Annotated in this window: 17 protein-coding genes; 7 read left to right on the top strand and 10 right to left on the bottom strand. The window is 57.2% G+C overall.

Annotation, left to right across the window (positions count from 1 at the left end):
- The first annotated feature begins 58 nt into the window (after positions 1–58).
- Positions 59–1,822, top strand: coding sequence for a sigma-54-dependent Fis family transcriptional regulator (locus tag ACJ8IN_RS05805; protein ID WP_197846363.1), 1,764 nt, complete (start codon positions 59–61; stop codon positions 1,820–1,822).
- A 53-nt stretch (positions 1,823–1,875) separates the two neighbouring features.
- Here the strand turns inward: ACJ8IN_RS05805 and ACJ8IN_RS05810 are convergent, their stop codons facing one another.
- Complete coding sequence (locus tag ACJ8IN_RS05810) at positions 1,876–2,793, bottom strand: ABC transporter substrate-binding protein (RefSeq protein WP_094860074.1); 918 nt, start codon at positions 2,791–2,793, stop codon at positions 1,876–1,878.
- A 149-nt stretch (positions 2,794–2,942) separates the two neighbouring features.
- On the opposite strand from ACJ8IN_RS05810, the gene ACJ8IN_RS05815 reads away from it, so the two are divergent.
- The gene (locus ACJ8IN_RS05815; protein WP_197846362.1) at positions 2,943–4,136 is read left to right on the top strand and encodes an MFS transporter; all 1,194 of its coding nucleotides are present in this window, start codon (positions 2,943–2,945) and stop codon (positions 4,134–4,136) included.
- Between the two features lie 30 nt (positions 4,137–4,166).
- Here the strand turns inward: ACJ8IN_RS05815 and ACJ8IN_RS05820 are convergent, their stop codons facing one another.
- The 7 genes from ACJ8IN_RS05820 to ACJ8IN_RS05850 form a co-directional block, all read right to left on the bottom strand.
- The gene (locus ACJ8IN_RS05820; RefSeq protein WP_047567528.1) at positions 4,167–4,979 is read right to left on the bottom strand and encodes a hypothetical protein; all 813 of its coding nucleotides are present in this window, start codon (positions 4,977–4,979) and stop codon (positions 4,167–4,169) included.
- A 22-nt stretch (positions 4,980–5,001) separates the two neighbouring features.
- Positions 5,002–6,174, bottom strand: coding sequence for an MFS transporter (locus ACJ8IN_RS05825; protein WP_060420677.1), 1,173 nt, complete (start codon positions 6,172–6,174; stop codon positions 5,002–5,004).
- Positions 6,171–6,980, bottom strand: coding sequence for a hypothetical protein (locus tag ACJ8IN_RS05830; RefSeq protein WP_047571622.1), 810 nt, complete (start codon positions 6,978–6,980; stop codon positions 6,171–6,173). The genes ACJ8IN_RS05825 and ACJ8IN_RS05830 overlap by 4 nt, the downstream gene beginning before the upstream one ends.
- A gap of 3 nt (positions 6,981–6,983) precedes the next feature.
- Complete coding sequence (locus tag ACJ8IN_RS05835; protein ID WP_047567520.1) at positions 6,984–8,432, bottom strand: radical SAM protein; 1,449 nt, start codon at positions 8,430–8,432, stop codon at positions 6,984–6,986.
- On the bottom strand, positions 8,432–9,709 hold the full coding sequence (locus tag ACJ8IN_RS05840) for a glycosyltransferase (protein ID WP_047567518.1): 1,278 nt from the start codon (positions 9,707–9,709) through the stop codon (positions 8,432–8,434). The genes ACJ8IN_RS05835 and ACJ8IN_RS05840 overlap by 1 nt, the downstream gene beginning before the upstream one ends.
- Before the next feature lie 81 nt (positions 9,710–9,790).
- On the bottom strand, positions 9,791–11,140 hold the full coding sequence (locus tag ACJ8IN_RS05845) for a glycosyl transferase family 2 (protein WP_230202051.1): 1,350 nt from the start codon (positions 11,138–11,140) through the stop codon (positions 9,791–9,793).
- Positions 11,141–11,440: 300 nt separating this feature from the next.
- Entirely contained in the window at positions 11,441–13,546 is a 2,106-nt protein-coding gene (locus ACJ8IN_RS05850; protein ID WP_308325711.1) for a putative bifunctional diguanylate cyclase/phosphodiesterase, read from the bottom strand.
- Positions 13,547–14,479: 933 nt separating this feature from the next.
- Here ACJ8IN_RS05850 and ACJ8IN_RS05855 point away from each other — a divergent pair.
- Positions 14,480–15,919, top strand: a complete 1,440-nt coding sequence (locus ACJ8IN_RS05855) for a serralysin family metalloprotease (protein ID WP_161764378.1) — start codon at positions 14,480–14,482, stop codon at positions 15,917–15,919.
- A 98-nt stretch (positions 15,920–16,017) separates the two neighbouring features.
- A complete protein-coding gene (locus ACJ8IN_RS05860; protein WP_033648294.1) occupies positions 16,018–16,332 on the top strand; it encodes an AprI/Inh family metalloprotease inhibitor in 315 nt (104 codons plus the stop codon).
- A gap of 86 nt (positions 16,333–16,418) precedes the next feature.
- Here ACJ8IN_RS05860 and ACJ8IN_RS05865 read toward each other — a convergent pair whose 3' ends face one another.
- Positions 16,419–16,715: a DUF1330 domain-containing protein gene (locus ACJ8IN_RS05865; protein WP_049212328.1), complete on the bottom strand. Its 297-nt coding sequence runs from the start codon at positions 16,713–16,715 to the stop codon at positions 16,419–16,421.
- A gap of 1 nt (position 16,716) precedes the next feature.
- Positions 16,717–17,511 (bottom strand): GntR family transcriptional regulator, encoded by a 795-nt coding sequence (locus tag ACJ8IN_RS05870; protein WP_308325712.1) that lies wholly within the window; start codon positions 17,509–17,511, stop codon positions 16,717–16,719.
- Positions 17,512–17,849: 338 nt separating this feature from the next.
- On the opposite strand from ACJ8IN_RS05870, the gene ACJ8IN_RS05875 reads away from it, so the two are divergent.
- Genes ACJ8IN_RS05875 through ACJ8IN_RS05885 form a run of 3 tightly spaced genes read left to right on the top strand, consistent with a single transcriptional unit; the run spans position 17,850 to position 20,167 of the window.
- Positions 17,850–18,452 carry an amino acid synthesis family protein gene (locus ACJ8IN_RS05875; protein ID WP_033648297.1) on the top strand — a complete coding sequence of 201 codons (603 nt, stop codon included), beginning with the start codon at positions 17,850–17,852 and terminating at the stop codon, positions 18,450–18,452.
- On the top strand, positions 18,424–19,251 hold the full coding sequence (locus ACJ8IN_RS05880) for an alpha/beta fold hydrolase (protein ID WP_048321561.1): 828 nt from the start codon (positions 18,424–18,426) through the stop codon (positions 19,249–19,251). The genes ACJ8IN_RS05875 and ACJ8IN_RS05880 overlap by 29 nt, the downstream gene beginning before the upstream one ends.
- Positions 19,238–20,167: a flavin reductase family protein gene (locus tag ACJ8IN_RS05885; RefSeq protein WP_047567507.1), complete on the top strand. Its 930-nt coding sequence runs from the start codon at positions 19,238–19,240 to the stop codon at positions 20,165–20,167. Before ACJ8IN_RS05880 ends, ACJ8IN_RS05885 begins: the two co-directional genes overlap by 14 nt.
- Positions 20,168–20,184 lie beyond the last annotated feature (17 nt).

Raw genomic sequence — 20,184 nt, forward strand, 5'->3', positions numbered from 1 at the left:
ACGCTTGATGCACATCTGTGATACATATTTGCAACACTCGCAAACGGGGGAGAAACGCATGTTGCCTGACGACCGCTTGCCCACCGAGGGCGCCAGTCCGCTGGCGGAATCCTGGCAGCGCAGCCGGGGCTACGGCCTGACGCGCGCCGATCGCCATATCCCGTTTATCAAAGCCGGACTGCTCGAAGAGCTGCGCAGCCGCAACGACTGGGTGCCGCAACGGGTACAGCCGCTGATCGAGCAGCTGGGCGCGCAAATTACGCGCCAGCCCGCCATTGTGGTGATCGCCGACGCCGACGGGCTGGTGCTGGAAACCCGCGGCAATACCGACTTTTTGCACAAGGCGTCGCGCTTTGCGCTGGCGCCGGGCAACCAGTGGGGAGAAGCGGAGCGGGGCACCAACGCCATCGGCACCGCGCTGGCGCTGGGCGCGTTCTGCGAAGTGCGCGGCGACCAGCATTTCCTCAACCAAAACGCCGGGTTGAACTGCACCGCCGCGCCGATCTATCGGCCGGATGGCCGCATTGCCGGCATACTGGATCTCTCCGCCCCCGCGCAGCGGCCGTATCGCGATGCGCAGCGCCTGATCATGCAGGCGGTGCGACATATTGAACACCGCTGGGTCAGAAGCGCGATCGCCGATCGTCACTGGACGCTGCGCCTGCACGCCGATGCCGGTCGTCTGGGCAGCGCGCAGGAGCTGCTGCTGGTGTTTCACGACGAAGTGCTGGTCGCCGCCAATCGGCTGGCGATGATGGAGTTTCAGCTCTCGCCGGCCGCATTCGGCTCCGTCGAGTTCGCCCAGCTGTTCCCCGATCTGTTGCGACAGCCCTCCGGCGCGCCGCGTCAGACGCTGGCCGGCAATCAACGGCACTATTATTCTCTGCTCGAGGCGCCGCAGCGCCGCGTCAGCGCCCTGCGTTCCACGCCGCCGGCGGAACGGCATGACGAGCAGCATCAGAAAGCGCTGCGGATTCTCAACGCCGGCCTTTCGCTGTGCGTGACCGGCGAAACCGGCTGCGGTAAAGAGCATTTCAGCCGACGCCTGTTTCAAGAGAGCCGCTGGCGCAACGGCAACTTCGTGGCGATCAACTGTGCGGCGCTGCCCGAGCCGCTGATCGAATCCGAGCTGTTCGGCTATGCGCCGGGGGCGTTTACCGGCGCCAACCCGAAAGGCTATATCGGCAAGATCCGCGAGGCGGACGGCGGCGTGCTGTTCCTCGATGAAATCGGCGACATGCCGGCGGGCCTGCAAACGCGGCTGCTGCGGGTGTTACAGGAAAAAACGGTCACGCCGCTCGGCAGCCGCAGCGCCTTTGCGGTCGATTTTGCGCTGGTCTGCGCCACGCACCACGATCTGCATCGGCAGGTTGAGGCGGGGGCGTTTCGCGAGGATTTGCTGTACCGCATACAGGAATACAGCCTGCGCATTCCGCCGCTCCGAGAGCGGGCGCAGCTGGAAGCCTTTATTATGCAGCTGTGGCGAGAGCTGGGCGGCGAGCGGCGCGACATTCGCCTGCTGCCGGAAGCGTTGGCGATGCTGGCGCGCTACCCGTGGCCCGGCAACGTGCGGCAGCTGTTGAGTACGCTCAAGGTGCTGCTGGCGCTGGCGGACGATCATGCGGTGCTCACTCTGGACGATCTGCCGCAGTCCATCGCGGTGCTGGCGCCGCGCCAGGAGAACGCCGATACCGGCCTGGAGGCGCTGCAGGCGGCGATCGACAGGGCGGGCGGCAACCTCAGCCGGGCGGCCAAGGCGCTCGGCGTTTCGCGCAGCACGCTGTACCGCAAGCTGGGAAGGCAGAAAGCGGCGGCGGAATGACACTTCTCGATTGAGCGGCGATAAGGCCCCGCTGCGCGGAGCCTGTTGCTCTCTCAATCCCCCAGCCCCGGCGGGTTAATCTCCGAATGGGCGATCTTCTCGTCGCTCTCCGCCCAGCGATCCAGCACCTGCAGATAGCTGCCGTTGGCGATGGCGCTGTTGAGCGATGCCTGCACCGCATCCACCAGGCCATTGCCTTTCTTCAGCGTGACGGCGATGTTGGCGGTCTTCGGCCAGCCGCCGGGCACGATGCCTACCAGCCGGGTTTTGCCGGTCAGCCGCGCCTGATAAGCGCCGGAGACGTTGGGGCCGAAGGTGGCATCGGCGCGGCCGGACTGAATGGCCAGCGTGGAGGCGGCCTTGTCGGTGACATACACCGGCTGCAGCGGTGCCAGCCCCTTGGCGCGGTTCTCCTTGTCCCAGGCCAGTAGCACCGCTTCCTGATTGGTGCCGGAATCGACGATGATCTTTTTACCGGCGATATCCGGCGCGGTGTTAATCTGGGTGATTTTACTGTCGGATTTGACGTAGAACCCCAGCGTATCCTGGCGATAGGTGGCGAAATCGAATTTGGTCTTGCGTTCGTTGGTCACGGTGATGTTGTAAACCGCGGCGTCATATTTGCCGGAGGCCACCCCCAGCGGCCAGTCTTCCCACGAGGTGGGCACCAGCTTGAGTTTCAATCCCAAGCCGTCGGCCACCAGGCGCGCGATGTCCGCCTCGCTGCCGATCACCGTTTTATTGTCGCGGGCGTACAGGCCGAACGGCGGGCCGCTGCCCAGCAGGGAAATGGCCACCGTCAGCGTGCCGGGCTCTACGAACTTGAAATCGGCGGGGATTTTGGCCACGGCTTCGGCGCTCTTCACCGTGTGGATCGGCGTTTCGTTGGCGACGAGATCCACCCCTGGCGCGGCCGCGGCGGAAAAGCTCAGCAGCGCCGCCATCACAATCATCTTTTTGCTATATATCATTATGTTAATTACCTGCATTATTATGGGTGTCACAAGGTCGTTGCACTATCTCTAAAGGCGGCAGATCTGTGAACGAACAAAATCAACTATCCAATCTTGGAAATGTCATGAAGCGCCGCCGGTGGCGCTGAATCTCTCGAGGATGAACCATGCTGTCGCGTTTCGCTACGTTGGGCCGCATACCGCGCGGCGTGTGGGTGTTGGGTGGGGTGAGCCTGCTGATGGACGTCTCCTCGGAAATGATCCACAGCCTGCTGCCGCTGTTTATGGCGACGACGCTCGGCGCCAGCGTCATCGTCATCGGGCTGATCGAAGGGCTGGCGGAGGCGACGGCATTGATCGTCAAGGTGTTCTCCGGCGTGCTGAGCGATTACCTCGGCAAGCGCAAAGGGTTGGCGCTGCTGGGCTACGGGCTGGGCGCCATCAGCAAACCGTTTTTCGCCATCGCGTCGTCGTCCGGCATGGTGATGAGCGCGCGCCTGCTGGATCGCGTGGGCAAAGGCATCCGCGGGGCGCCGCGCGATGCCCTGGTGGCCGACGTGACGCCGCCGGAGATTCGCGGTGCGGCTTTCGGGCTGCGCCAGTCGCTGGATACCGTCGGTGCCTTTTTAGGGCCGCTGCTGGCCGTCGGCCTGATGCTGCTGTGGCACAACGATTTTCGCGCCATCTTTTGGGTGGCGGCGATCCCGGCGGCGCTGGCGATTGCGCTGCTGTTTTTCGGCCTGAAAGAGCCGGCCGCCGCGATAACCCACAAGCGCACCAACCCGATCACCCGCGCCAATCTGCGGCTGCTGGGGCGCGGCTATTGGTGGGTGGTGGGCATCGGCGCCGTCTTCACGCTGGCGCGCTTCAGCGAAGCGTTCCTGGTGCTGAAGGCGCAGCAGGGCGGCACGCCGCTGGCGTTGATCCCGCTGGTGATGGTCGCCATGAATCTGGTCTACGCCTGCTCGGCCTATCCGTTCGGTAAACTGTCCGATCGCATGAGCCATGAAGGATTGCTGAAAGCCGGGCTGCTGGTGCTGATCGCCGCCGATCTGGTGTTGGCGCTGAGCGATCATTGGGGCGGGGTGCTGTTTGGCGTGGCGCTGTGGGGCGTGCACATGGGCATGACGCAGGGACTGTTGGCGGCGATGGTGGCGCATACCGCGCCGGCGCACCTGCGCGGCACCGCGTTCGGCATGTTCAATCTGATCAGCGGCGTGGCGCTACTGCTGGCGAGTCTCGGAGCCGGAACCCTGTGGGAGCTGTTCGGTTCCGCCTCCACCTTCTACGCCGGGGCGCTCATCTGCGTGGTGACGCTGGTCGGCATGCAATTGGCGCCGTTCGGCGAACGGCGGCCGTGAAGGCGGCGGCGCTCAACGCCGCCACTCGGTTTACGCCGGATGCGCGTGATTCTCGTTGCCGCTAATCGCCAGATAATCCGTGTAGATTTGTGGCGCGCCGGAGAACGACGCCAGTGTTTTCCACTCGTCGTACATGTGTTCAGTGTCCTGATGCTCCGCCACGAACCTGAGCGCTTGCTCGGTTGAGACATCGAGATCCGGATGGAACGCGTTGAGCGACGCCAGGCTTTCAATGATCAGCATCACCGCGTATTGGTCCAGGCGGTTGCCGCTCTGGCCCTTCAGCAGGTGAAACTTCCAACCTGGGTAGTCTTCCACGCGGTGGATGTTGTCGGTGATGAACCGTTCAAAACGCTGGGGCGTGACGCCCGCTTTGAGCGCCAGGTTATGAATGCCGACGACACGTTGAATGCTTTCCTGTCCCGGTTGGTCGCGATAATTGGGGCCGGGAGGCAACGAACTGCGACTATTCTCCGCCACCAGGCTGTAACAGGTGTAAAGGGTCGGCAGTTCGGCGAAGGTCGCGAAGGTTTTCCACTCCTCAATCAGTGCGGCTGCCTCCGGGCGCTGCCGCCAAAAGGCGTGCGCCTCATCGGTCAGCTCGCCGTTGCCGTCGATATAGCGCGCGTAGGTGGCGGCGTCCTTAGCCTGATAAACCATCAGGTACTGATTTTCACGCTCGCCGCGCAGGCCGCGCAGCAGCGTCCATTGCCAGCCGGGATAGGCCGGGATGGCGACGCCTTTGCGGCGAACGAAATCCTCGAAGCGATCCGAGGCGATGCCTCTTTTCAGGTTGATCCCCACGTAATGCAGGGAGAAAACCGGCGTTGTTGATACATTCATTAAACGATCCTCGCAAATTAAGTCAGTGAGATGAGCGCGTCACGGCTCTGGCGCTGATGCAGACCAGCACCAGGCAGATCAGCGTGCAACCGAAAGCCAAAGTCAGAGTGGTGTATTTGGCGATAAAACCGATCAGCGCCGGGCCGGTTAATAAACCGACATAACCGACCAGCGTCACGGCGGGAAAGGCCTGGCCAGGCGGTACCTGTTTTTGATTGCCGACGGCGTTGAACAGAATGGGAACGATGTTGGCGATGCCCAGTCCGACCAGCATCAGCCCGCCAAAGGCGGCCCAGGCCAGAGGGACGGTGACGATCAACAGCAATCCCGCTGCGGCGCACAGGCTACCGACCAGCAGAGTGCGGTAGCGTCCGATGATGCCGATCAGTCTGTCGCCATACAGCCGTCCGCAGGCCACCGCGATGGCATACAGAGTGAATCCCAACCCTGCCTGCGATTTGGCCACGCCGCGTTCGGCATGAAGGAATAATGCCGACCAGTCGAGCATCGCTCCCTCTGTCAGGAACACGAAGAAACAGAGCAGGGCGATAAACAGGATCTTGCCGTGGGCCAGCGCTAGCCGCACGCCGCCCCGGCACCGTTCGCCGATGCCGCCGTACGTGAGCAAGTCGCCGGCGACGATCGGCAGCAGGATCGCGATAAGGACGACGATCAGGCCGATGGCCAGGGACGGGACGATGCCCAGCAGCAGGAGCAGACTGATGCCACCGGCGCCGGCAATGCCGCCAAGGCTGTAAAAACCATGAAAGCCGGACATTTTCGCCTGGCCGCTCTCCCGCTCGACGACTATTGCCTGTGAGTTCATCGCCACATCCATGATGCCGTTAACGGCGCCAAATACCCCCAACGCCACCCCCATCAACAGCGGGACATCGAGTAATGCCAACAACGGCAAGTCGATGCACAGCAAGACGCCTGCACCCAGCAACACGGTGCGGCAGCCCAGTTTGCCGATCAGATAACCGGCAAAGGGCATGATCGCCATGGAGCCGGCAGCAAGGCAAAACAGCAGCAAACCGAGCGTGCCGTCATCGATGCCCAACCGCGCTTTCACGAAAGGGATCAACGGTGCCCAGGCGGCCATGCCCAACCCGGCGAGGAAAAAGATCGCTCGGGTGGCGATTTGCTGGCGATGATTCTCTGTGGCCTCACCGGTTAGCCAATGCAGCATCATGACGATCGGCTCTGTGCGACGGACAGATAATCGGTATAAATTTGCGGCGAACCGGAAAATGACGCCAGTTGCTTCCACTCTTCATACATTTGTTTGGTGTCGCGATGCGCTTTGGCGAAGGTTGCCGCTTCGACGGTGGCGATGTCGGGTTCCGGGTAGAACACGTCCAGCGCCGCCAGGCTGGCGATTTCCATCATGACCGCGTACTGGTCTAGCCGATTACCGCGCTCTCCCTTCAGCAAATGAAACTTCCAACCCGGATAATCTTCAATGCGATGATGATTCTCGGCGATAAAACGTTCGAACTGTGCCGGCGTCACGCCCTCGTGCAGCGCCAGATTGTGGATGCCGATAATGCGTGCTTCGGGTGCCTCTCCGGGCCGTTCTTGATAACGCGGGCCACTCGGCACGTCACTTCTTTCATTCTCCGCCAGCAGACGGTAATCGCTGAACAGCGTCGGCAACTGACTGTAGGTGCCCAATTTTCGCCACTGGGCGAGGATCTCCTGCGCGTCGGCATGCTGCCGCCAGAATTCATGCGCCTGTGTCGTTCGCTGCCCCGTAGCGGTAACGTAACGATCGCGCTGCTCGACGCTGTCAATCTCATACAGCATCAGGTATTGCCCGACGCGCTCACCGCGAAGGCCGCGTAGCAACGTCCAGCGCCAGCCGGGATAACAGGGGATATGTACGCCTTTTTCGCGGACAAAGGTTTCAAACTGTTGTTGCGTTACGCCGGCTTCGGTATCGATGCCGATGTAATAGAAGCTGAATACCGGTTTAGGTTTGGAGGCGGTTGCGCTCATCATTTACTCCTGATGGGGGAATTCTGCGGAAAATTGGGTATTGATAATGGCTTCAACCAGCGTGATGCCGATGGGCGTTAGCGTGACGCACGGGCCATCGACGGTGACCAACGCTTTATCCACCAAGATTTTCAACGTGTGGCGGATGATCGGGTTAGCAAACAGACTGTTGCCGTCAAAGCGCCGTTTAAACACCCGATCGTCCACTGGCTGCAAGGTGGAGAGCGCCATTTTGAAAGCGTTCACTTCGCGCTGGATCGGAGAAAAACCGCGGCTTTCCTCGATGGGCAGCCGATCTTCGTTAAGCGCGTCCTTGTATTTCTTGTAACCGGTGATGTTGATGGCTTCGGAGCGCGTCGATTTGGAACTGCCGCCCAAACCGATCGCCACTTCTGGATACTGTTTGTCGAGATCGGTGATCAGTGCCTTCCACTTTTCCGGTTGTTGATCATTGCGGTGAAAGTACATGGTGGGGTGTTCGGTATAGCCGTCGTTCAGGTATCTTTCGACCAGTTCGCGCATTTGGTACTGCTTGCCCAGTCCTGGGAAACGCATGTTATTGACACTGATCAGCCCCTTTTTCTGCCACAGGCTTTCGCGTTCGCCCGAGACGCCGGTGCGATTTTTAATAAACTCATCCATGTGCAGCTTGGTGCAGACGACATGTGACAAATCCAGCGCAAGCGCCTTTTCCATGTCGTATTTTACGTCGTCCACGCTTTGACCAAGCATGCCATAGATGAGATCCACGCTGACCCAATCGATGCCGAGTGCACGCGCATGATAAATGGTTTCCACGCACTCCTCGGCCGAATGCATGCGCCCACAGGCGGTGATGATGTCATCATTGAAGGACTGGGTGCCGAAGCTGATTTTGCTGAAACCGAGCTCTTTCAACAGTGTCAGATAGGCTTTATTCAGGGTGCCTGGCTCTCCTTCGAAGCGTAGGGTGGCGTTGGCGAAGTTAAAGTGGCTGTAGTAGAAGGCCATCATGCGGCGCAGTTCCGGCTCCGGCAGCAGGGACGGCGTGCCGCCGAAGACGTTGAATTCGCCGATTTCCACCTTGGCCAGACTGGGCACGCGCGCCAGCCACATTTGAGCTTCTTTGATATTGAAGTCGACCAAATCGCGGAATACCTCCTGAGAGGCGGGCGCCTTGGGATTGAGTATCACCGTGGGGTACTGGCAAAAATGGCAGCGATAGCGGCAGGTCGGGATATAGGCCCAGAGATGGATTTTGCCCGCCTGACGAATGTCGTCTTCCATATCGGCAAAAAACGCGGACAGCGGGTAGTCGACGATATCGCCGGGGAACACGTGACAGCCGAAAGGATCCTTATGCACATACTCCAGAAAGGCCCGGTTTTCCGGTTGCGCCAGGAAAGCGTTCACCTGCGGCGTAGGGTAGTTTTCATCGATATCCAATAACGATTGCAAGGCTTCGTCATTCATCAGAAGACCCCTCCATTACCGAAATAGTTATGTGCTTCGCCGGACTCGCGGTCTTCACAGAAGTAATAAACAAAGCGGGAGAAATCCTCGTCGTTGACCGCGTCGAAACAGGTCGGCAATGCGGGCGGGAAACCGATATCGTCACCGACGGCGCGGCGCATGGCGGCAAACAGCGCATCGCGAAACTCAAGGTAGAGCCGATAGGCGGGGGTTTTGTAGGCATGAATTGGTTTGAAATCGATGATGCGCATTTCGTGTTTCAGCTCGTGAATGCGGCGGTAGAGGCGGTCGGCTAACGGGCCGGAGAAGAAATCGCGCACTTCGCTGTTTTCCAACAGCAGATATGGGTTGAGCAGCACGGGCAGTAAGATATTCTTGGGCGTGTAGTCCTTGACCGAGTAATCCCAGGCCAGTTTCGCCTCCGCCGGTGTGGCGTCCGCCAGCACGGTTTTCTGCTGCTCAACGTCCGGCCGGACGTCCTTCATGATAATGATGCCGTCTTTGCCGTAGGCGATGCCGTTGATTACCTCGTCGAGGATGGTGTCGACCCGACGGCTGTTGATCTCAACGTAAGCATGCCGGGCGTAAACCGGTTTGCCGCCGTAGGCGATAACCTTAATGCCGAAATCCCAGTCGTCGGACAGGTGCTCGACAAAACGGCCGTTGTTGAGCTGATAGAAGATTTCAATGCCGCCTACCGCGTCATACAGGCTGCGTTCCACCCCGAACCCCTTGCCGTCGGGGAAGCCGCCGAACAGGGAGAACGAGAATTCGCGCAGACGCAGCGTTTTCTGGATCTCGCGGAACAGGTTGGGGCGCTGCTCAAAATCTACGGGGTTGTAGTAATAGTTGCTGGTGCCCAGGTCACCTTGTTGATCGAGCATGGTATTCACCAGCTCGTAAAGCCAAAATGCATCCACGGTGCAATCGGCATCGGCAGACACGATATAGTGCTTGCGTTTCTTTCCCAGCCGGCTATCGCGGGCTTTAGATCGCAGCGACGCATAATCCATACCGCGTTTTCTGGCCGAAGAGACCCCCTGTACCTTTTCATCGATAACGAGAATATCCATAACCGGATGACTTTCACTAAAAGCATTTATTTTAGCGACGGAATCATCGGTGGAGTTATTATCGACAATAATCAGCTCGTAAGTGTCGTGGGTGATTAATTCATCTTTGGTATTCTGATTGAATAGAGAAAGCAAGACCGCCTCAATACGGTCGCTTTCATTATAAACGGGCAGTACGATAGACACAAAAACAGTATCACGCATAGATCCTCCAGGGCTAATGAAAGTCCACGGTTAGAAATGCCTTGTCTGAAAGTGAAATATCACATCAAGTGATATTGACGTTTAACTAATATTTAAATATTCCATGACGTTGTTTGACAGCACCCGTTTCCCTAGCGTGAAATTGTTTTCCGCTACGCGTCTCATTTTTTCTTTGTTATTAATAAATTGATAGAGTTCGTCGACGAATTCGTCACTTGGCAAACCGTCGTGTAACTCAGAGATCGTCATGATAGGGGCTTCAAAGCCGTGCTGGCCATAGACCTCATGGTAATACTCGTAGCTGGTGGCGATATAGCAGCGCCGGCAGCTTACCGCTTCACCAATGGGATTGCCGTAGCTGTCATAGTCATATGAGGTGAGAAAAGAGACCAAATCGCAGGAATAATAAAGGTCCTCTATGCAAAGCGTATCACTTTGCGAACGCATACTGGCATGGGGAAGCATGCCGACAAATTTGACGTAGGGGAGAACTTGCAGCTCCTGCGCCAATTTGGCGAGCTGCAAATAACATGAAGGATTCTCATATTCATTGCCGGCGATCGCCAAACAGACTCGGCGAGTGTTGTTGTCACGTATAAATAAATCGTTAAGCTTGCTGACCAGTACAATATCGCGGTCCAATCTTTTCTGGGGGATTATGCGGGTGGTTCTGGCAATAAGAATGTCATTTTCACGTATATTAATCTGCTTTCTACAGTTTATCCTTTCGAGGCTTTCCGAGAAATCATAGGTGTTTTTCTTTACCTCGACATGGACATCATGATTGCACCAGGCCTCAAGCTTCTGCTTCAGATCGTGATTGAGCGTGACATAGGTAATGTATTTTGAAGCGATAGGTTTGATGGCGTGAGAATAAGGTGGGGGGCCGTATTTGAGCACCTTTTTTTCACTGTTCCACATCAGGTCATGATCGCGCCATATCACGAAACGTGTCAGTCGATAACGCCGGCCGTAATCTTCGATCGCCAGATACAGCGCTTTGGTATAGATGATGTTTTCCGGCAGCGTGCCGTTTTCCACCACCACATGGCTGATTGCGAGCGCTTCCCATTGGGCGATGAGGCGATCCGCCAGCTGCCGCGCCTTCAACGCAATGGTGTGCAACAAAGCGACTTTTTCTTGCTCGTCAATGGGCGTTTTCTGGCCGATCAACGCCGCGTGCGCGTAGTCGAGAAAGGCGGGGTGGTAGTCTGGAATCGACGTGATGCCGTCCAGGCGGACAAGCGTAAAGACATCCCGGTAGATATCATGCTCATGTCTATAGGGTTTATTAAAGTTTCCCTTATCAATCTTGATGTCGTATCCCAGATCAAGATAAGACCGAAATCCACAGGCTTGCAGTCGTTTGGCAATCTTCATTGCTTCTACCGTGATTCCTGAGACCGAGACGGCATCGAACGAAATGAACATTGCATTCTTCTCTTGCCTAGCGTGCATCGCAGAACCTCCTGCCATTGAGTAGTGCATTGATTTGGATTAACTATTTTTTAACAAATCTCCGGTAACGTTCCCAATTAAGTGAAAAAAAAATCTCTTTGACGCTCTGGAATACACTCAAATCCGACAGAACGGAAGCTTAAGCGTTCAAAAATGTAAAGATACGTTTATGCTTTGTGAGGGTTCTCACAAATATCTCGCTGAGGAAGTGGTGAAAAAACGGTGGGGAATATGGGGGGCAAAACCCCCGAATATGGATATGCGATGCCTGGTTTAACGGTTCGTCATGCCGCCTTTGGCTGGTTGTCGTATCGCCTGCAGCAGCTCGGGCACCCGCTGGGATTCCACAGCCCGGCTGAACAAATAACCCTGGCCGATATGGAAACCGGCTTCGCACAGCGTTTGCCGCTGCAGCTCGGTTTCCACGCCCTCGGCGATGATATCGATCGACAGTTTTTGGCCGAGGATGCCGATGCTTTCCACGATCGCCAGGATCGCCGGTTCGGTATTCATCCGTTGAACGAAGTCGCAGTCCAGCTTAATGCAGTCCAGCGGGTAATCCATGATATGGCTAAAGGAGGAGTGGCCGGTGCCGAAATCGTCCAGCGCGATGCGGATGCCCATCTCCTTGAGCATTTGCAGCGCGCGCAGCACGTACTTCGAGCCGTGCTTGTTGAACGCGTGTTCGGTCACTTCCAGTTCGATCAGAGGGTGGGGAATGTGGAACTTCAGCAGGCGCTGCAGGAAGGTTTCGGCGTAGTTGTCGCGTAAAAACTCGATCGGCGACACGTTCAGCGAGATGGGCCGCACCGCCACGCCGGCCGCGCGCCAGCGGGCGATATCGGCGAAGACCTTCAGCTGCATGGCCTCGCTGATCTTGGTCGCCAGTTCGTAGTCGTTGAACGCCTCGCTTACCGTTGCCGGCAGCTGCACGCCGTTGATCGGGCAGTGCCAGCGCAGCAGCGCTTCAAAGCCGACGATGCTGCCGTCGGTCAGGCAGACCTTCGGCTGGTAGCTGGGACGGATGCAGTTGTCGCGCACGATCTGGCGTGCGTAGTTGAGCTGGCTGGCGCGGGCGCGCGCCTTGTCCATCATTTTGCGGTCGAACATATAGACACCGCCGCGGCCGCCGTCTTTCAGCTCATACAGCGCGGTATCGGCGCATTTCATCAGCTCTGAAGCGTCGCGCGCGTCTTTGGGATAGATGGCGCCGCCAAGGCTCATGCCGCAATGCAGCGTCTTGCCGCCGTGGGTGATCGGCGTCTCCAGCTGCAGCAGAAACTTGTTGGCGATGCGGAAAATATCCTGCTCGTTTTCGACGTCGCTGATCACCACGGCAAACTCGTCGCCGCCGAGGCGGGAGACGAACGAGTGCGCATTCATGCAGGCGCTGAGTCTTTTACCCAAGATCCGCAGCAGATGGTCGCCCGCCGCGTGGCCCAGCGTGTCGTTCACCAGCTTGAAGTGGTCAAGATCCAACAGCATCAGCCCGAGGGACTTGTTGCCGTGCAGGGCGCGCTTCATCTCTTGCTTCAGCTTTTTCTTGAAGAGGCGCCGGTTGGGCAGGCCGGTCAATTCGTCATATTCGCTGGCGAGCAACAGACGTTGTTCCATCACGCGCTGTGAAGTCACGTCGCGCGAGACGCACAAGATCTCGGCCACGGCGCCGTGTTCGTCGCTGACCGGCGTGAGAATGTTGTCCCAGTGCTGTTTTTTACCCTGCGGCGTCACGCTCAATCCGGTGAAGCGCGCATTCTTTCCGGCTCTGACGCTGCGCAGCGCCTTACTGCCGCGGCGTCGGATCTCGGGCGACAGCAGCCCCAGCCAGGGCATGCCAAACTCTTTTTGCGCCGGATCAAGGCCAAGGGCCAGGCTGCCGGAGCGGTTCATGTGGCGCAGCGTGCCGTCGTGATTGATCACTTTGATGCAGTCGACGCTGGCGTCCAGCATGTCTTGCTGGATAGAGAGCGCCTGAACGTTTTGCTGGCGCTGCAGCATTTGCGGATGGATGTCGGTCGCCGTGAGGTACCAGCTGAGCTCCAGCGCCATGCCGTCCTGCCGGGCGTTGAACGCCAGCATAAACCAACGGTAGGCGCCGCTGCGATCGCGCAGGCGGGCTTCGCCGGCGAACGAGGAAAGGGCCACGATCGCCTGGCGCCATTGCGCGGCCAGCCGCTCGCGATCGTCGGGGTGCAGGGTATCGAGCCAGTCGGCGGCGCCGTGTTCACCGGCGATGGCGCCGGTATAGTCGCGCCACTGTTTATTGAAGTAACCGCCAAGGCGGTTGCCGAAGCAAATCAGGCCGGGCAAGTCGTCTACGATTTCGCCATAGAGATCAATCGGATTTTTGTTATTGCTCTGCTTGGGCAACAGGGTCATGCGGTATTTCCTCGGAAAATTACCCATATTCTCGCTCCAGGGCAGAGCTTCTTTCAATATAGTCTTGCCAATTAAAATGGGAATAGCCAGCGGGCGCGGCTAAAAATCGGCCCGCCAGCATGGAATACATCCCGCGTGAACGCATTAGGAATACTCCTGTTATTTATAAGCATCCCTTATATTGCAGCGAAAAATAAGTAATCGGACCATGCCGTGTTATTGCTGTGAAAATTAATCATTCTTGATGTTTCTTTGTGGCCAAATGTTCAGTCGCCATGATGTACCCCCGAAGGGTATTCTGCCTGCTCTATGCGGTAACACTGACAAAAAACCCAGTCCAGACGGTGATAAACGCCATTTTATGCACTCTGCAACGCCCGTCGTCGCCCGCTCACTGGGGCTTAGCGAAAAAATCATGATGCAAATCAAGAAATGTTTTGTTTCATCTGTTGACACTTTGCTTACGTGTGAGATAGCCTCGCGAATGATAATCATTAGCAAAACTGGATGGTGGCGCAAATGCATTCACGTAATTTTCTTCGGGTAACGGTTCGGATAGCAGGCAACGGTCACAACACGAGACCACGTCTGCTGTGGTCTCTGGCAACGAGACAAGGTATCGAACGGCCGTTGCCATCCGCCCCTTTGAGCGGCATCTCAACTTAGCCTCAACGCGCAAACTCTGGAATCAAACCCTTGCCGGATCAATGCGCCTATTATTTCCGTGCATTTTGCACGGACATATCGCGATCTCACGCAGTTGCATCAGTTCTCAATCATGGATAAGGAGGCATCGGGTAGTTAAAAGTCAATTGTAAAGGGATAGGCAAAAAGAGTGGGGCATATCGGGTGATCGCTATTCTCAGGATCTTGATTATCCCCAAGGGACATTTCGGATGTCATAGCAATACTAGCTACTTTGTGGAGAAAGTTATGGGTAATACCATGAATGGAAACGAAACGGGTTGGGACAGTGTTAACGATCTTATTCACTACCATGAGCGCGGGAATGGCCTGACGATAAATAACAAACCGTCTTATGACATAAATGAGGCGGGGTTGCAGATCGCGCGCGGCGATAAAACCTGGAATGGCGTTCACGTCACGGGAAAAGAGGCGACGGTGACCTATTCCTTCCCGGATTGGGATTATAACGAACTGAACCTGGGCCACCGCTCCCCGGAACGTGATACGGGGCTGAGCGCGTTCACGCAACAGCAACAAGAACAGGCGAAGCTGTCTTTGCAATCCTGGGCCGATGTTGCCAACATCAAATTTGTCGAAGTTGCCGCAGGCCAACCCTCCAATATTACCTTTGGCAATTATGAGGGGACAGGACAAGCGTATGCCTTGAAACCGTTCTCATATAATGGCAATGATTACAGGGGGTTCAATTCTGATGGGCAAAGTTGGTACAACATTAAGAATCACTCCGAAAATTTGCATCCTGAGCTAGGTAATTACGGCCGCTTAACCATTACCCATGAAGTTGGCCATACTCTCGGGTTAGATCACCCGGGCACTTATAATGCGGGGCAAGGCAGCCCAGATTATACCAAGGCAGTTTACGCCGAAGATACCCGGCAGTTTAGCGTAATGAGTTACTGGAATGAATCCATTACCAATGCGGATCATGGCCATTACTATGCCGCTGCGCCGCTGGTTGATGATATCGCGGCAATCCAGCATCTTTACGGCGCCAATATGACCACCCGAACCGGCGACACCGTTTACGGGTTTAATTCAAATACAGGCCGAGACTTCTATACGCTTAACGACAGCCACGACAAACTGGTGATGTCTGTTTGGGATGCAGGCGGTAATGATACCCTTGATTTCTCGGGGTATAGCCAAAATCAACGTATCAACTTGAACGAAGGCGCTTTCTCCGACGTCGGGGGATTAAAAGGGAATGTTTCCATCGCCGCTGGCGTCACCATCGAAAACGCGATAGGGGGCTCAGGTAATGACGTCATTGTTGGGAATCACGCAGACAATACGCTCAAAGGCGGCGCCGGCAACGATGTCATTTACGGTGGAGCGGGCCAGGATCAGTTATGGGGAGGGCAAGGCAACGACATTTTTGTCTTCTCTGATGTGAATGACTCGCCTGTTCGGGCTCCTGATACCATTTGGGACTTTGAGTCAGGCAAGGACAAGATCGATCTGTCCTTCTTCAACCAGGGCGCTAAAGGCAGTGATTTCATTCAGTTTGTCGATCATTTCAGCGGGCAGGCCGGTGAAGCGCTGGTATCCTATGATACCCAGAGCAATCTGAGTGAATTGGCCTTCAATATCCATGGCGGTGCAAATCCAGACTTCCTGGTGCACATCGTCGGGCAGGCCGACGTCGCTGTTGACTTTATCGTGTAAAACGGCAACGGTGGGCGATGATGCCCACCGTTTCGCATGGGCCAGCTATGTGCAAATTTATTCTTGTCGGAATAATTTTCTTGTTTTCAGGAGCCTCTATGGCAAGCAGTCTGGTGTTACCTTCCGCCGAAACGCTATCCGGGCAGTGGACGGTCAGTGATAAATCAAAGTCTTGTGTTGTGCAGCTCAACGCGGAGAGTGTGGAATCGGCCGGCGGCTATAGCCTGAAATTTTTATCTGATTGCACGCCCGACGTCTTGCCGCAAGAGCCTGTGGCGTGGCGTCCTGCTCCCGATGGCATTGCGCTGTTGGACAAGGATGGGCTGACCGTACTTTTCTTCTCTCAGGAAGACGATCATTATCGCAGCCAGATCTGGGCTGAAACTGGGAAGATCCTGAAGAGAAATAACTAGCGGAAAACGCCGGCCTGACCCGGCGCTTCTGAACGCGGTTATCACGCCTCACATCACCCAGCCTCCGCCGTAACGGCGGGGGCTTTTTAATGGGCGGGCGGCAAGCCGTCGACGATGGTAATCATGGCTTCCGCCACGTGGCGCCGCTGTTGTTTCGCCAACTGATAGGCCGGCGAATGGTAGCAGGCCAACGCGGTGGCGTAGTCGTCGAATTCGATCAGCACATGTTTCACAAACGATGGGCCTTCCAGCGTTTGCGCCTGTTCGCCGCGGGCGAGAAAACGGGCGTTGAACTGGCGAAACGCCTGGGGCGCCAAATCCATGTAATGCTGATATTGCTGCGGATCTTTCACGGTAACATGGGCGATCCAGTAAGCGGGCATCTCAGGACTCCTGTTGCAGAATGCGCTTGGCCAGCGCGGCGGCCTCGGTCAGGTGATCGATGACTTCTTGCCTGGCCTGCGTCGGATTGTTTTGTTCGATGGCGTGATAAATGCGCGTCATGCGCTCGAAGCCGGCCAGCTGGCGCTCCGGGGTTTTCAGGGTCAGGGCGCGCAGGCGGCTGATGCGGCTGTTCAGGCGTTGAACGATTTCCCAGGCAATGGCGTGATGGGCCACCTGGAAAATGGTTTCATAAAAAGCCTGCGAGGCTTCAACGCGCTGAATATCGTCCTGCCCGGCCGACGCCTGATTAATCGCAATTAATTTTTCATGCAGTTTCTTTTTATCTTCCGGCCCGGCTTTCAGGGCGCAGTCGTGAGCGGCATCCTGTTCAAGCAGCAGGCGAATAGTATAAATCTGCTCGGCAATTTCCCAGGTCAGAATAGCGACAATCGGCCCTTTCTTGCCGAGCGTTTCAATGAGCCCCTCCGCTTCGAGATAACGGATCACCTCGCGCACCACGCTGCGGCTGACGCCCAGCTCCTCGCACAGGCTGCGTTCCACCAAACGATCGCCGGCCTGAAAATACCCTGAGATAATCGCCTGCCTAATTTTCGCCAATGCCAATTCGCGCAAGGTGACCGGTGCATTCTCAATTTTCAATGACGCCTGAACCATAATTGTCTCTATTTTTTTTGGATCATCATTAATCCGGATAACGACGCGTATTTCCGTTTGCCCGGTACTATTAACATCTTTCCAACCCGCAAAGCAACGGCGGTCGATTTCGCGCCGCATCGCCAAAACGGCGAATGTTGCAGCAGCTCACAAAATCGAAAGATAGCCTAAAAAAACCGCTTTTCGGTGCCGATAGCCGCTGGCTCAACGGCTGCGGCACGGGCACAGGGTGCTGAGCGGACGCGGTCGTGGCCGGTGTTTCACTCCCTGCCAAAGCCCACGCAAATTTACTAATGCATTGATTAACAGCTGTTATTTTCAAATTTGCTCTACCGCCCTAAGTGAAAATAAGAATACCGTATTATGGTATACCAAATTTTGACATACCAATCTGCCCGATGCTATACCCTCGACTCGCGACATCTGATTAACATTTGATTTACTTTTCGAGGTCCCTTATGCATCAAGACATCCGCAAGACCCTGGTTTCCACAGAAACCCTCTACGCCGACGGCGGCAAATCGGCCGGCAAACCGCTGGTGATGATCGCGGCGGCGGCGGTGATTAAAAACCCCTGGGCCGGGCAAGGCTTTGTCGAGGATCTGGCGCCAAAGATTCGAGAAATGGCGCCGGTGCTGGGCGAGCTGCTGACCGGTTTGATCCTCAAAGAAGCCGGCTCCGGCGAGCGGGTGGAAGCCTTCGGCAAAAGCGCGGTGGTGGGGCTGGGCGGCGAGTTGGAACATGCCTCGGCGCTGATCCACACGCTGCATTTCGGCAACCACTACCGTTCGGCGGTCAACGGCAAGAGCTATCTGGCGTTCAACAATACCCGCGGGCCGGCCAACGCGCCGATCCTGATCCCGATGATGGGGAAAAACGACGAAGGCAGCCGCGAGCACTACCTGACATTTCAGTTCAACATCAACGACGCGCCCTTCGACGATGAAATCGTCATCGCACTGGGCGCGGCGCTGGGGGGGCGGCCGCACCACCGCATCGGCAATCGTTATCTGGATCTGAAAGAGCTGGGCCATGATCAGAACAATCCGGCAGCTGTCTGAACCCGCTTTGCGGGTGGGGTATTTGGAGGCCGGGCGTGGCGAGCCGCTGGTATTGATCCACGGCGTAGGCATGAACGCGGAGGCCTGGTATCCCCAGCTCGATGCGCTCAGCGCGCACTTTCGGGTCATCGCCGTCGATATGCCGGGCCACGGAGAAAGCGAAGGCTTCGCCCACGCCGCGACGCTGGAGGATTACGTGCGCTGGATGGCGGCCTTCTTAAATACCCTGGGCGCGCCGAGCGCGGCGGTGGCGGGGCACTCGATGGGGGCGTTGATCACCGCCGGTCTGGCGATCGATTATCCGGAGCGGGTCAATCGTGCGGTGGTGATGAGCGGCGTGTTTCAGCGCTCAGCAAAGGCCAGCGCCGCGGTCGCGCAACGCGCCAGCGCGTTGGCCAGCGGCCAGACGCAGCTCGACTCGCCGCTGAGCCGGTGGTTTGGCGCCGATCCCGCCGAACAGGGTCTGCGCCGGCAGGTGGGCGGCTGGTTGCAACAGGTGGACGTAGCGGGTTATGCCCGCGCCTATCAGGCGTTTGCTACCGGCGATCGGGTGTATGCCCCGCGTTGGCACCTTATCCGCTGCCCGGTGTTGGTGCTGACCGGCGAGCACGACGCCAATTCCAGCCCGGAGATGGCGCGGCAAATGGCGCAGGCCGCACCGAACGGGCGCGCGGTAATCATTGAGAACGCCAAACACATGGTCAGTCTGACCGATGCGCAACGCGTCAACGCGCTGATGCTTGATTTTCTGACCTCAGAGCAACCTTTGACTTTAGGAGCGGCAAATGGACGCGGATAAACGCAGGCAGTTGCGCGACGCTTTCGGCGCCTTTATGACCGGCGTCACCATTGTGACCTCGGTAGACAAGCAGGGGAAGCCGATTGGCTTCACCGCCAATTCGTTTTCGTCGGTGTCGCTGGATCCGGCGCTGCTGTTGGTGAGCATCGATAAACGTTCGGCGAATCTGGCGCATTTTACCCAGTGCAGCCATTTCGCCATTAATATTCTGGCGGAACAGCAGAAAGAGGCTTCAACCATTTTTGCGCAAAAGAACGAAGACCGCTTTGCGCTGATCGATTGGCGCTGGAGCGCGTCACGGGTGCCGCTGATCGATAACAGTTCGGCGTGGTTCGACTGCTCGCTGCATCAGGTGGTGGACGCCGGCGATCATGCCATTCTAATCGGCAAGGTCGAAGGGTTCGAGTCCAACGCCACCGCCGGTCTGGGGTATTACCGCGGCGCTTATTTCACGCCTTATCAAAACGCGCAGTCGCTGATTGGCGGGCCGCAGGTGGTGGTAAGCGCGTTGATCGAGTTTGAAGGGCACGCCGTGATGGTGCGGCAAAATGACGGCGGCTATCAACTGCCGTCCAGCGCGGTGGAGAAACGCAGCGTCAGCGAAACGTTGGGGGAGCTGCTGCAACAGCTGGGCATTAATGCCCATCCGGGCTTCGTCTATTCCGTCTATGACGACCGCCAAAAGCACCAGCAACACATCGTTTTCCTGTGCGCGCTGCCGACCGACGCCGGCAGCCTGACGCCGCAGCTGGGCGCGGCGGAATGGTTCGACATGCCGACGCTGGCGCGGCTGCCGATCAAGGATCCGGCGCTGCGATCGATGCTGGGCCGGTTCGTCAAAGAAAACGCCGTGGGCAATTACGGTATCTATTATGGCGATGAGCACAGCGGTGCCATCAAGCAATTCGCCGGTTGAAGCCAAGCGGGAGAGTG

The organism is Serratia sp. CY31944 (assembly GCF_052169175.1).
Lineage (GTDB): Bacteria > Pseudomonadota > Gammaproteobacteria > Enterobacterales > Enterobacteriaceae > Serratia > Serratia sarumanii.